At 31.1% G+C, this 13,913-nt stretch carries 12 protein-coding genes; 3 read left to right on the top strand and 9 right to left on the bottom strand.

Annotation, left to right across the window (positions count from 1 at the left end; all coding sequences use genetic code 11):
• Window positions 1-2: 2 nt before the first annotated feature.
• Complete coding sequence (locus tag GGR97_RS10045) at window positions 3-1,964, bottom strand: putative porin (protein WP_167898385.1); 1,962 nt, start codon at window positions 1,962-1,964, stop codon at window positions 3-5.
• 76 nt (window positions 1,965-2,040) lie between these two features.
• On the opposite strand from GGR97_RS10045, the gene GGR97_RS10040 reads away from it, so the two are divergent.
• Window positions 2,041-2,649: a ribonuclease HII gene (locus GGR97_RS10040; RefSeq protein WP_167898384.1), complete on the top strand. Its 609-nt coding sequence runs from the start codon at window positions 2,041-2,043 to the stop codon at window positions 2,647-2,649.
• Here the strand turns inward: GGR97_RS10040 and lipB are convergent.
• Window positions 2,639-3,352, bottom strand: coding sequence for a lipoyl(octanoyl) transferase LipB (gene lipB / locus GGR97_RS10035; protein WP_167898383.1), 714 nt, complete (start codon window positions 3,350-3,352; stop codon window positions 2,639-2,641). The genes GGR97_RS10040 and lipB overlap by 11 nt on opposite strands.
• Window positions 3,333-4,067 (bottom strand): hypothetical protein, encoded by a 735-nt coding sequence (locus tag GGR97_RS10030; protein WP_167898382.1) that lies wholly within the window; start codon window positions 4,065-4,067, stop codon window positions 3,333-3,335. The genes lipB and GGR97_RS10030 overlap by 20 nt, the downstream gene beginning before the upstream one ends.
• A gap of 71 nt (window positions 4,068-4,138) precedes the next feature.
• On the opposite strand from GGR97_RS10030, the gene gldA reads away from it, so the two are divergent.
• Window positions 4,139-5,032 carry a gliding motility-associated ABC transporter ATP-binding subunit GldA gene (gene gldA, locus GGR97_RS10025; protein WP_167898381.1) on the top strand — a complete coding sequence of 298 codons (894 nt, stop codon included), beginning with the start codon at window positions 4,139-4,141 and terminating at the stop codon, window positions 5,030-5,032.
• Here the strand turns inward: gldA and GGR97_RS10020 are convergent.
• Window positions 5,025-5,378: a DUF4870 domain-containing protein gene (locus tag GGR97_RS10020; RefSeq protein WP_167898380.1), complete on the bottom strand. Its 354-nt coding sequence runs from the start codon at window positions 5,376-5,378 to the stop codon at window positions 5,025-5,027. The two genes, gldA and GGR97_RS10020, sit on opposite strands and share 8 nt — an antisense overlap.
• Before the next feature lie 54 nt (window positions 5,379-5,432).
• Here GGR97_RS10020 and GGR97_RS10015 point away from each other — a divergent pair, with 54 nt between their 5' ends.
• Window positions 5,433-5,897: a DUF4442 domain-containing protein gene (locus tag GGR97_RS10015; protein ID WP_167898379.1), complete on the top strand. Its 465-nt coding sequence runs from the start codon at window positions 5,433-5,435 to the stop codon at window positions 5,895-5,897.
• Here GGR97_RS10015 and GGR97_RS10010 read toward each other — a convergent pair.
• From GGR97_RS10010 to GGR97_RS09990, 5 genes are all read right to left on the bottom strand, one after another.
• Window positions 5,890-6,567, bottom strand: coding sequence for a DUF4369 domain-containing protein (locus tag GGR97_RS10010; RefSeq protein WP_167898378.1), 678 nt, complete (start codon window positions 6,565-6,567; stop codon window positions 5,890-5,892). The two genes, GGR97_RS10015 and GGR97_RS10010, sit on opposite strands and share 8 nt — an antisense overlap.
• A gap of 99 nt (window positions 6,568-6,666) precedes the next feature.
• Entirely contained in the window at window positions 6,667-8,373 is a 1,707-nt protein-coding gene (locus tag GGR97_RS10005; protein ID WP_167898377.1) for a solute:sodium symporter family transporter, read from the bottom strand.
• Between the two features lie 156 nt (window positions 8,374-8,529).
• The gene (locus tag GGR97_RS10000; protein WP_167898376.1) at window positions 8,530-9,339 is read right to left on the bottom strand and encodes an HAD family hydrolase; all 810 of its coding nucleotides are present in this window, start codon (window positions 9,337-9,339) and stop codon (window positions 8,530-8,532) included.
• Window positions 9,340-9,501: 162 nt separating this feature from the next.
• Window positions 9,502-11,412, bottom strand: coding sequence for a molecular chaperone HtpG (gene htpG, locus GGR97_RS09995; RefSeq protein ID WP_167898375.1), 1,911 nt, complete (start codon window positions 11,410-11,412; stop codon window positions 9,502-9,504).
• A gap of 94 nt (window positions 11,413-11,506) precedes the next feature.
• On the bottom strand, window positions 11,507-13,903 hold the full coding sequence (locus GGR97_RS09990) for an outer membrane beta-barrel family protein (RefSeq protein WP_167898374.1): 2,397 nt from the start codon (window positions 13,901-13,903) through the stop codon (window positions 11,507-11,509).
• Window positions 13,904-13,913 lie beyond the last annotated feature (10 nt).

The following is a 13,913-nucleotide window of genomic DNA, read 5'->3' as shown; positions in this document are numbered from 1 at the left end:
TTCTAGTTCCAAAAGTTCCAAACAACACCTAGTCTCATTGTTAAATCACTCGTTGGTTGACTTGGAGATGCAAAATAATTTCTTCCAGTTAAACTAGCAGTTATGTTTTCTACTTTAAAATAAATTCTGGTACGTCTAACTTCTCCATTTACAAAGGCACCAAAGGTTGGAAAACCTCCAATTTGTGTATTGTTTTGTATATAGAATTCGTTTAATACAGGATTCAATTCGTTAGCATAGTATTTGGTAAAGTACTTAAAAGAAATTCCTATTTGAGCAAACAAAGGATCTCCTTTAAAAAAATAATCCTGATAATAAAAAGCATTTCTAGTTACCAAATCGGGTACTCTAAAAACATCTGCTCCTTGTGTTACTTTCTGAAATAAAATACTGTTGTTTAAATGAAATTTTCCAAACTCAAATTCGTTACTTAATTTAATTTTTACGTAATCAATAGTTTGGTTGTATTGAGAGGCTACACTATTTGTATTAAAATAAGTGTAGTTTTTTAATTGATGTAAATAAACATCTGCATTAATCCATTTGGTTTTAATGTTTCCGTAAAGTATTCTAGAAATTTCATTATCAAAACTAGAAACATTGTCCCAGTTTAAATTGCTAAAATTAGATTGGAATAATGTGGTGTTACTATTAGGGGCTGCTGTTTTTAATTGCAATCCAGCTTTTACTAGTGTGTTGTTTTTTAAAGTGAATCCTGCATTTACATGAATATTACTACCCAAGTTACCTCCATTAATTACTTGTTCTCCGTAAGCGTTTAAAAAGACACCTTTGTATTTACTGTTCCAAGTCGCTCCAAAGCTAGTATAATCTATGTTGTTCTCTTTAGAAATACTTTCTGTACCTACTGTTTTTAGTGTTTCGTATACCTGAGCAGTGTTGTACAAGGATCCAAAAACTTTAAAATTTCCTAAAATCCAAGGAGAGTTAAATTTTAAATATACTTGATTTTTAGCTGTGTTAAATTCAGTTTTATCGTTAGTAATATCATCTGTTCTAGTTCCATATATAGATGGATTAGCATCAAAATATTCAGTGTCTGTAGATTGAAATTCGTATTTCTTATTTTCAAGACTAATGGTGTGACCTAGTTTTAAATTGGTTAAATTCTTTTGTAAACTATCTTTAGAATTTAAAATTCTTAATTCGTGCTCGTAGTAATAGCGAGTTGTTTTAAAAAAGCTTTCAGAATCGTATAAATTTACATTTAACCTACTTCTAGAACTAAAATCTGGATCATCTTCTTTAAAACCAGTAATAGAGGTGTTTGTTAATCCACCGTTTTCCTGATTGTCTATTTTTTGACTGATGACATGAAACCTAAATTGATACCTTTTTTTAGGATTGTAAAAAGTATAAGCAACTCTAAAGTTTACATGACTAGCTCTAGATTCTTGATAATCTCCAATAGAACGTAATCCTTTATAACCAATAGAAAAATTTTGAAATTTTCCAAAGTTAGTAGCAAAGGTGCTATTTAAAACTTGACCATCAAACCCAGAACGATAATATAAAATTGTGGTAGGAGTGGGAACATGATAATATTCCATATCATCAACATCGTAATAATTAAATAGCTTAGCTGTAACTCCAAGTTTAGGAGTAATTTGATTGTCTACCAAATTATATCCTAATTTGGTATAAGTCTGTCCTTGGTTGGCAAAACCTAACCACTCAAAATCGTCTTTTTGAGTATAGTTGTGTTTAAAATATTTTTGGATGGTTAAAGTTGTATCCACCTGAATAGTGTCATATTCAGATGTAATAATTTTATAGTCTACATACCTAGCACCATACATATTAGTGATGCTGTCCAAAGGAATGTTTTTTTTATCTTGTTTTTTATTGGTGACAATTTTACGTTCTACAACCGCTACTTTTTCTTGAGAAAAAACAGAGTTAAACGCAATAAGAATCACCCAAAGGAATAGACTTTTTTTCATATTCGATAGTTGCAAAGCAAAGGTAATTTTTTTAAACGAATTAGTTTGATTAATATTGGGCTACACTACGAATAATATGCCATTAGCCATTAATTTTTCGGGAAATAAGTTAGAAGCGGGTACAGATGAAGCAGGTAGAGGATGCTTATCGGGACCTGTGGTAGCAGCAGCTGTTATTTTACCAGAAGATTTTGAACATCCTTTGTTAGATGATTCTAAAAAATTATCGGAAAAGCAACGAAAATTGTTGTTGCCTATTATAGAAAAAGAAGCAATAGCTTTTGGAGTTGCGTTTGTCTATCAGCAAGAAATAGATGAAATTAACATTTTACAAGCTTCTATTACAGCCATGCATCGTTCTATTGATGCATTAAGTGTAGAGCCTGAGTTTATTGTTGTTGATGGAAATAAATTTAGACCTTATAAAAATATTCCTAGCGAAACCATTATTAAAGGAGATGGAAAGTATTTGCCTATAGCAGCAGCATCTGTACTAGCTAAAACATATAGAGATTTGTATATGGAAAAAATACATGATGAATTTCCAGAATACAATTGGAAAAAAAACAAAGGGTATCCTACCAAAGAGCATAGACAAGCTATTAGAGAAATTGGAAGTTGCATACATCATAGGCACACGTTTAAGCTGTTACCAGATGTACAACTAGAGTTGTTTAAGAAGTAACTAACTCCCATTCAAAAAGAATAGAAAGGTGCTTTAGTATTTTTTGTTGCACTTCGTTAATATCTACTTTTTTACCCAATTCAGCTTGCATAGAGGTAACTGCTTTTCCTTTAATTCCACAAGGAATAATATTGTCAAAATAACCTAAATCTACATTTACATTTAAGGCAAAACCGTGCATGGTTACCCAACGACTGCTACGAACACCTAAAGCACAAATTTTTCTAGCAAACGGAGTTCCTACTCCTAGCCAAACTCCTGTTTCTCCTTTGCTTCGTTCAGATTGTAATCCGTATTCTGCTAAAGTTAGAATAATAGCTTCTTCTAAAAAGCGTAAGTATTTATGGATATCTGTAAAAAAATTATCTAAATCAATAATAGGGTAGCCTACAATTTGACCAGGGCCGTGATATGTAATATCACCCCCTCTGTTACTTTTATAAAATGTAGCTCCTTTGGCTTGTAGCTGAGCTTCGTTTAAGAGTAAATTAGAAATATCTCCACTTTTACCCAAAGTATATACGTGCGGATGTTCTACAAATAAAAAGTAGTTTTCAGTTTCAGTTAGAGTTTCATTTTTTCTATTATCCATTTTAGTTTGGATAATTCCTTGAAACAATTGATCCTGATAATCCCAGGTTTCTTTGTATCCTTTTTTACCAATGTTTTGGTAAACAACTTTTTTATTTAAAGGTAACTTCAAATTCTAATAGGTAAGGGTTTAAAATTAACGTATCCATAGGATAGGTAATTTCTAATGTTTTTTTATCAGGAGTAAGAACAGCATCTTTATTACTAATACTTTTTATTTTTTTATCAAAATGATATAAAAGTGTGTAATTAGAACCAGATAATATCATTTTACTCGTTTTTATTTGATTTTGATATTTTAGCTCTTCCTCTTCTGACAGTTTTTTCTCTGTTACAAATCTCTTAAATTTTTTTCGGTTTAGTTCATATCTAAATCCATATTTTTCTGGACTTGCCATCTTTTTAGTTTTTTTATTAAAAGAACTAGCTTTGTTTAAGATTTCGGGAAAATTGTTTATTTCATCCACATCATCAAAAGTTGTAGAAAGTGCAAAAAGTCCTTTACTATTATTAAAATCAACAGTCATTTGCATGCTGTATGTTTTCATTTTCTCTATTAAATCTTGATCCTCTTTGCTTAGTTTAGATATAGAATCTTTCATTTTTTCAAATAGCTCGTCAAAGTGAAAAATAGTATCAATTTTTTTATTTGTTTTTGCAGTGGCCTCAGTGTTTTTAGGCATACTATTTACAAAAGAAAGCATACGACCAAAATCGGCCTTAAAATTAAGTTCTCCTTTTCCTCTTTTAGTAATGTATAATTCTTCTTTAATTTCACAACTTATACATAGGGTACAAAGAGTAATAAATAGAATGATTTTTTTCATGTTTATAAGCAATTTTTCTTTTTGCTAAAAGTACTAAAAGAATGTTTATTTTTGTTTTAAAATACCAGTAGATGTCTATTAAAGTAGTTGAGGTTTCTAAAAAATATCAGAATCAAGTAGCGGTAAATTCCTTGAGTTTTGAAATTAAAAAAGGTGAGATTGTGGGGTTTTTAGGGCCTAATGGAGCAGGAAAATCTACTTTAATGAAAATGTTAACAGGTTATGTGATTCCAACTAACGGAGCGCTATATATTTGTGATGAGTTGGTTGTGCCTACACAAAAAACAACCAATAAAAACATTGGTTATTTACCAGAGCACAATCCTTTGTATAAGGAAATGTATGTTAAAGAATATTTAAGTTTTATAGCTAATATTCATAAAGTTTCAAATTCTAAAATTGATGAGGTTATCCATCAAACGGGTTTAACTCCTGAAGCTTCAAAAAAAATACATCAATTGTCTAAAGGGTATCAACAAAGAGTTGGAATTGCTGCAGCTATTATTCACAATCCATCGGTATTAATTTTAGATGAACCAACTACAGGATTAGATCCTAATCAAATTATTGAAATTAGACAGTTAATTAAAGATTTAGGGAAAGATAAAACTGTGTTGTTTTCTACTCATATAATGCAAGAGGTAGAAGCTGTTTGCGATAGGGTAATTATTATTAACAAAGGAGATTTAAAGGTAGATGCAAACTTATCAGAATTAAAATCAGGACAAGAGCAAATTATTCAAGTAGAGTTCGATTTTAAAATAGAAGAACAGTTTGTAAAAAGAATAGAAAATTTAAAGTCTTTTGATAATTACCATGATAATAAATGGGAATTTACCTTTAATGTTCAAGAAGATAAAAGAGCTGCTATTTTTGATTTTGCACAAGAGCAAGGACTTAAAATTTTACAAATGAATACTCAGAATAAAACCTTAGAGTCTTTATTTGCAGAGTTTACTAAATAAACTCCCACGTGATTGGGTATTTGTATAATTGTCCGTTACTTGCTGTTATGGTTGCCATAACGATAAAATAAATATATAGCAATCCAAACACAATGGCTAAAGGGGCTACTAAAAAGGCTCCAATCCCAATGGTGAAAAAGATAAAGAATACGGCTCCAATTCCTAAAACAATTACAGACAATTGAAAGTTAATTGCGGCTCTACCATGTTCTTTAATAAAAAAGCTATCATCCTTTTTTAGTAACCAAATAACCAAGGGTACTACCAAAGGAAGCATTCCGTTTAAAAAACCGGATAAATGTAGAATCATAGCTAAAACTCTTTCTGTTTTGGTGTCTATATACATATTGTTTTTTGATAAGGTTAATTTATGTATCTTAATGATATTATTAAATTTACAATGAAACTTTCAGCAAAACAACTTAATCGATTTATAATATTTAAACTACCCTCTGCTTATTTGTGTGGAGTTAGGGTATTTAAATTAGACAATACGCTATGTAGCACTACCGTAAAGTTTAAGTGGATGAATCAGAATCCTTTTAAATCTATTTACTTTGCTGTTTTAGCCATGGCTGCAGAATTATCTACAGGAGCATTGGTTTTAAAAAAAACAAACAGCACAGAGGCTAAATTTTCAACTTTAGTAGTAGGGATGAATGCTCAGTTTTCTAAAAAAGCTGTGGGTAAAATTACCTTTACATGTGCAGATGTTCATCAATTAGATGATTGTATTAAAACAGCTATAAAAACTAAAGAAGGAGTAGCCTTTACATTAACATCAACTGGAGTAGATGAAGCTGGTGATGAGGTTGCTAAGTTTAATTTTAATTGGAGTATAAAAACAAAAGAATCTCTTAGTTAAGAGATTCTTTTAATATTTTACCATATTTACTTTCTTTAATTTCCGGAGTTAAAGCATCGTAAATTTTTTGTTTTAAAGCAGGTGTTGCTTGCTCCATTCTATAACATGCTATAAATGGTGCTACCGCCTTATCATTATAAGCAATGGCATAATTTGCAGAAAACAAATAAAGTCTTTTTAAGTTGGTTAGCCTTTTGCTTTCTATTTCATCAACACTCTTAGTGTCTCCAAATTTTAAGGCTTCAAACTTATCTTTAATTAAATCTAAATTTTGTTGATTAATCTTCTTAGCATAAGAATCGTGCTTTTCTAAAATATCATTTAGAGTAGATCCTGTAACTTTACGATTGGTGATGAAATTGTCTAAAGAAGTTTCAACATGGATTGTTCCAGGTTCACCAAAAAAAGTTAATTGCTTAGTGTTTAACTTATCTAAAGATAAGATAAAGATTTCTGGTTCCGTAATTGTTTTCGAAAAGGTAAAATCTTCGCTTCCGTCATCAATATAAAGAGAATCAATAACTACAATTTTTCCGTTTTCAAATCTTTCTAAGTAAATGGTTCCTTTTCTTAATCCTGAAATTTGACCTTCAAGATTAAAATTTCCTTTTGATTTAGAGGTACAACCTAGTGCCAAAGCACTTAAAGCGATACAGATAATTTTTTTCATACTAAAATTGTAATAAATAAGCCCACTACCTATGGCAGTGGGCTTACAAATATATCTATTTAATATTATTAACAAATTGAAATTCAGAATATATAATTCTTATTTTAAGAAATTTGCTATAGGACTGAAGTATGCATAGGTAAGTACTACGATTACAGTTACTATAATACTAACCGGTTTTAAATATTTCCATGGTGTAATGTCTACTTGTTCTGTGTATTGTTGAACAAAATCTTCATTACGAGGCTTAATTTTACCAATTACTAACATAATTACAGCGTTTAATACAAATAATATAGCTACAACGTGTAAAAAGTGAGGATATGTTCCTCCACCATCAATAACAATTGGTTTGATTATAAATTGGCTAATAGCATATAATACTACCCCAGAAATTAATCCAATTTTAGCAGCAATAGCAGGTACACGTTTAGTTGTATAACCAACAATAATAATGGTAAAAATAGGAATAGAATAACATCCGTTAATTTCTTGTAAGTAGTTAAATAAACCACCTTTAGCATAAATTAAGAAAGGAGCAATACATGCACCACCAATAGCTAAAAAGATACCAAATGCCTGACCCATTTTTACAACCTTAGCTTCAGAAGCTTCTGTGTTAATGTGAGCTTTGTAAATATCTAATCCAAAAATAGTTACAGATGAGTTTAAAGCACCATTAAAAGAACTTAAGATAGCTCCAAACAATACCGCTGCAAAGAAACCAACCATACTTGCTGGTAATACTTGTTTCACTAATAATGGGTATGCTTGATCTTTTAAGATTCCTGTTCCACCTGCAAAGTATTCAAATGATTCAGGATGTTGAGACATGTAGAATGCAATAATACCAGGTAATACTAACATTAAAGGACCTAATATTTTTAAGAAAGAAGCAATTAATAATCCTTTTTGTCCTTCTGCTAAGTTTTTAGCTCCTAAGGCTCTTTGGATAATTGCTTGGTTTGTACCCCAGTAGAACATTTGAACTAACATTAACCCTGTAAAGATAGTAGCAAATGGAACCGAAGCATCTGATTTTCCAATAGCATTAAATTTACCAGGGAATTCAGTTGATAAGTTAGAAATACCAGTTCCAATAGAACCGTCTCCAATAGCTAATAATCCAAAAACAGGAATAGCCAATCCACCAATTAATAATCCAATTGCATTGATAGAATCTGATACTGCTACGGCTTTTAATCCACCAAACACAGCATAAATAACTCCAATAAATCCAATGGCAAATACGGTAGGCCATAAAGCCATAAAGTCATATTCTCTTTGTAAACTTGCTAGTTCGGCAGGGTTTAATGTGTTCGCAACATCTGCAGGAATTACTAAACCTAATGCCTGTGGCACATCAAACATTGTGTTTACAGCTAAAGCTCCAGAATAAAGAACAATAGGTAATAAGATAAAAACATATCCTGAAAGGAATAATGCAGATACCCATGTTTTTGTCATTTTATCGTATCTAGTTTCTAGAAACTGAGGAACAGTTGTAATACCACCTTTTAAATATCTTGGTAATAAAAACATGGCTGTAAGTACCATAGCAATTGCAGCTAAAGTTTCCCAAGCCATTACAACAACACCTTCTTCAAAAGCTGCACCATTCAGTCCAACAATTTGTTCTGTAGAAAGGTTTGTTAACAATAAAGATCCTGCAATTACAGGTCCTGTTAAACTTCTACCTCCTAAAAAGTACCCATCAGAAGAGTTAACGTTTTTTCTAGTTGCTAGCCAAGCGATCAAGGCTACCAAAAGAGTAAAGCCAAGAAATGAAGCTATTGATAAAATCATATTATTTAAGTATTTAATTAAGTTGTTTTTTTTTAAGAGCGAAAAAATAGTAATTTTAGTGTCGTTTTTTTACGATAAGTTTATGTTTTTACTATAACGATTGAATTATTTACTGTTAGACACTTTAAAATACTCAGAAGTACAAAGTTACTGTCTCTAGATAAATTTTAGAATAGCTTTGGCAACTCCATCTTTTTTATTCACATCAGAAACGGCATCGGCAATAACCAACACTTCTTCTTTTGCATTTCCAACAGCAACACCCATTTTAACTGCTTTTAACATTTCAATATCATTGTAGTTGTCTCCAAAAGCAATACAGTTGTCTAATGTTAAGTGCGGGTATTTACAAGCCAATAATTCTTCTATACCTGTTAGTTTAGAAATGTTTTTGTTGGCAATTTCTATATAGGTGTCTTTAGATCTGTATAAATGCAATTTATCACCATGTAATTTACCAAGTTCCGAGTACACAAAATCCATATGTTCTTTGTCTCCCATACACATTACCTTATGAGCTCCTTTTTCTTCTTCTATCCATAGATTAATTACATCTTTGGTTGGTTTTACTATAGGAGTGACCTTTGTGTTATTTTCTTCTCTTTTTGCCCAAAAATCCATTTCAGGAACGTACCAATCATTATTGTTATAAAGACTAATATGGAATTTTCCTTCTTTGTTTAATTCTGCAATGTCTTCCAAAATTGTAGGAGCAATAGAAATATTATCTACAATTTCACCATCTACTAATACCAAACCTCCGTTATAACAAATCATAGGAAGTCCTTCTATATTTAAGTCTGCTTGTAAGTGAGTCATAGCACTTGGCATTCTAGAGGATATTAAGATAAAAGGAACATTTTGTTCTGAAATTCGAGCAACTTGTTCTTTTAACATTTCAGAGACTTCACGTTCTGAGTTTAATAAAGTCCCGTCAATATCGGTAAAAGCTATTTTGATATCCATGTATGATTGTATTTGAGATTAGACAAAAATAACTTTTTGATTGAATAATTAAGTGAGAAAATCAAAATAAAGAAGGGTGATATGGATATCGTATAAAAAAACAGCCTTTGTCAATAAATGACAAAGGCTGTTTATATAAATAGGTGCTTTTAAAGAAGCAATTTATTTGATCAACTCGTAACTACGTTTGATAAACTTAGTTAATTCTTCACCGTGTAATAAGTTTTGAGATAATTTAGCCAAATCAAAAGCTTGAGAAATTAATCCTTTTTGCTTTTCTTCATCTGCATTTAAAATTTCAGAAACCAATTCGTTGTTCGTGTTTACTACTAAGTTGTACATTTCTGGCATGTTTTCCATTCCAAACATTCCACCACCACCTGTAGCACTCATTTCTTTCATTCTACGCATAAATTCTGGTACGGTAATTAAGAAAGGAGAAGCAGAAGAGTCCATAGCTTCTAACTGAACTGTGTAGTTTTCTTTAGGAACAGCAGCTTCAATAATTGGTTTTAATTTATCTTTTTCTTCGTCAGATAATTTAGAAATTACGTTGTCGTCTTTCTTAATTAAGTTGTCAACATGATCTGCATCTACACGTACAAACGTTACGTTTTCGTTAGTTTGCTCTAATTTTTGAATTAAGTGAGATACAATAGGAGAGTCTAACAATAATACTTTGTATCCTTTATCGTTTGCAGACTGAATAAATCCGTGTTGAGCTTCTTTGTTAGCAGCATATAACACCACTAATTTTCCGTCTTTATCTGTTTGAGCAGCTGCAAATTGCTCTTTAATTTCATCAATAGTTAAGTAACCACCGTCTGTAGTTGGGTACAAAGCAAATTTCTTAGCTTTATCAAAGAACTTTTCGTCAGATAACATTCCGTACTCAATAATTACTTTAATATCATCCCAGTAACCTTCAAAAGCTTCTCTGTCTTTTTTGTAGATAGAACTTAATTTATCTGCAATTTTCTTAGTAATGTATCCAGAAATCTTTTTTACAGCACCATCTGCCTGTAAGTAAGAACGCGATACGTTTAAAGGAATGTCTGGAGAGTCTATAACTCCTTTTAACATTTGTAAGAAATCAGGAACAATTCCTTCTACGTTGTCTGTTACAAAAACTTGGTTTTGATACAATTGGATTTTATCCTTTTGCATGTCCATGTTTTTAGACAACTTAGGGAAATATAAAATACCGGTTAAGTTAAAAGGATAATCTACGTTTAAGTGAATGTTAAACAAAGGCTCCTCAAACTGCATAGGATACAATTCACGGTAGAAACTCTTGTAGTCATCAGCTTGTAAGTCAGCAGGTTTTTTAGTCCAAGCAGGAACTGTATTGTTGATGATATTATCTACCTCTATTTGTTTGTGTGGTTCTTTTTCCTCAGTACCATCTTCTTTTTTGATGACCTTTGGTTCAAAGTTAGGATCGTTTTCTTTTTTAGTTCCAAATTTAATTGGCACTTGGTTAAAACGATTGTATTTAGATAGCAATCCAGAAATTTTAGATTCTTCTAAAAAGTCTAAAGAATCTTCTGCAATGTGTAAAATAATTTCTGTACCTCTTTCTTCTTTTTCTACAACTTCTAAATCGTAGTTTGGAGAACCGTCACAAGACCATTTTACAGCAGGTGCATCTTTGTAAGATTTGGTGATTAATTCTACTTTTTCTGCTACCATAAATGCAGAGTAGAACCCTAATCCAAAGTGACCAATAATTCCAGAATCTTCTACTTTGTCTTTGTATTTTTCAATAAACTCTTCAGCTCCAGAAAATGCAATTTGGTTGATGTACTTTTCTACTTCATCTTCAGTCATCCCTAAACCTTGATCGATAATGTGAAGTTTTTTACCTTCTTTATCAATTTTTACTTCAAGCTTAGCATCTCCTAATTCAACACCTTCAGCTTCACCAATAGTGATTAAGTGTTGTAATTTTAACGTTGCATCTGTTCCATTAGAAATCAATTCACGTAAAAATATTTCGTGATCTGAGTATAAGAACTTCTTAATTAATGGAAAGATATTTTCTACCGATACATTAATGTTTCCTTTAGCCATAATAATAATATGTTTTGGTTATTTGTTATAATAATCTTTGCAGTTGATTAAACAAATAGAGTACCAAAAGATGTATTGTGACACGATGTCAGTCTTAAAAACCTCCATCACCACTGTCCGCTTCTCCGTCTTCGTGATTTCTTTTTCTTTTATTGGAATTTTCTTTAGGTTTTATTCCAAAATTGTAAACAAATCTTAGGCTAATTTTTCTGCTTTCCCAATTAAAGTTTCCATCTTGTTTAAAAGGTTTGTCAGAGGTAAATGATAATCCAAACGTGTTAAAAATATCACTTACAGACAAAGTAACGGTTCCCTTTTCTTTTAATACTTTATAGCTAGCACCTGTGTTTACCATGTACATAGGACTGGTTTCTCTTTGTAAACTTTTGTTGGCTCCACGGTACATACTAAATAATTGTAGGCTTAATTTGTTGTTAGCTTTAAAGGTATTATTAATTCTAAAGTTAAAGCGGTTGTTTTTTACTGTAGTGTATTCGTTAGCCACAATTCCTTTTTGATTTTGGGAATAGACATCTGCACTGGTATTTATTCTCCACCATTCTTGTAATTTTAAATAAGCAGAAAATTCTATACCATAACTATGAGTGTCATCAAAATTGCTATATGATAAAATTCCTCTATCGGGAACGTTTGGATCTACAGATATAGTTCTGCTAATATCATCTTTTATATTTCTATAAAAAGTGGTGGCAGATAGGTTTCCTAACGGAATTTCTTTGTTATATCTAAATTCTAAAGAGTTGGTAAATTGTTGTTTTAAATCTGGATTTCCTTTAGAGGTTAGCAAAGGAGTTCCCCAACTTCTAATAGGTGTAACTTGTTTAATAGACGGTCTGTCTACTCTTCTAGAGTAACTAAATTGAATTTGATTTTTATCGTTTAATTTATAAGTGGTAAAAAACGATGGGTATAGAGAATTTACTGTTTGGTTTATTTCATCATTCTGATTGTCTACATCTGCATGAAAATCTCCATCAATTCTGTAAGATTCTGCTCTAAGCCCTGCTTGTACTCCAAAATCTCCAAATTGTTGCTTTAAGTTCATATAAGCAGAATAAATTTCTCTTTTATATGTAAAGCTTGACAATCCACTTGTTGTAGGTGCTCTGCTACTGTTTAATACTTCTTGAGTAGAATTGTTTTTACTGTCTGTTTTTTCGCTTCTACTTTCTATTCCTACTTCAAAATAACCCTCTCCAATAGGTTTGCTATAGTCAAGGTTAAAAAGTAATAAATCTCTATCTTCAGAAAGAGATTCCACGTAGTTACTACTGTTTTCACTTGTGTTTATAGCGTTAGACCATTCACTATTTTCCGGTTTGTTTCTTAAACTAACCATGGCATCAAACGTTAAAGTGTGTTTTTTGTCGTCAAAAATTTGATATAGACTTAATCTATAATTTTGATTGGTTGGTTTTCTATCAAAAGCAAATAAATTATCACTAGTTAATGGACTTCCTTTAGTTTCCGAAATTTGAGTGTTGTTGCTGTAATCCAATGAAGAAAAGTTTTGAGAAGTAGACAATCCTAAACTGAATTTTTCTGTAAAATTAATGTCTACACCAATTTTGGCAAGGTGATTTGTAAAATCGTCATTACCGTCAATTCTTTGGTAGTAATCAGGATCAAAACGAGTTAACCTTCCTTGTACATTTTTTTTACCATCTTTAATACTATAACTCCCATACCAGTTTACATTTTTAACTTTATAGTTAATGTTTAATCCTCCTGTGTGAGAAAAATTTCGTCCGTACTGACTGTTGATAGATACACTACCGTTAATTCCTAAACGAGTATTTTTTACCAATTCTATATTAATAATTCCACTGTTTCCTTCAGGATTGTATTTGGCTGATGGATTGGTAATTAATTCAATATTTTTAATAGCGCTTGATGGAATTTGTTGTAATAATTGATCTGTAGGAATGTTGGTTGGTTTTCCATCTATTAATACCTTTACGTTGGTATTTCCTCTTAAAGATAATTCTCCCGTTTGCTGGTCTACAGATACCGATTGTACATTGTTTAAGACTTCTGATGCATCGGAACCAGCAGTGGTTAAATCTTTACCTACATTAATTACTACTCTGTCTATCTTTTGCGTTACCGTAGTTGTTTCTGCTCTAATAACAACAGCATCTAAAGCTTCTATATTTTCTTCTAACTGAATGTTTCCTAGTTCCAGATAATTTTGATTGGTAAATGCAATAGCCTTTGTGTAGGTATTGTATCCAATAGCCTCTATGGTTAATTTGTATTTTTGATAACTTAAATTTTCTAGTACAAATTTTCCCTCATCACTAGCAATGGTGGATTTTGTTTGATTTACATTTTTTAATGTAACTGTTACAAAAGGAACAGACTCATTGGTTTTAGAATTGATAATGTTTCCAGAAACAATATTTTTACTAGTTTGAGAAAAAGTTATTTGTGATACAGAAAGAACAATAAAAAGGAGGAATTTATTCATGTGATGCTAA

The sequence above is a fragment of the Wenyingzhuangia aestuarii genome, assembly GCF_011927765.1.
Classification (GTDB): domain Bacteria; phylum Bacteroidota; class Bacteroidia; order Flavobacteriales; family Flavobacteriaceae; genus Wenyingzhuangia; species Wenyingzhuangia aestuarii.
Note: the sequence above shows the minus strand (reverse complement) of the source record. Positions and strands in the feature narration are given on the sequence as shown.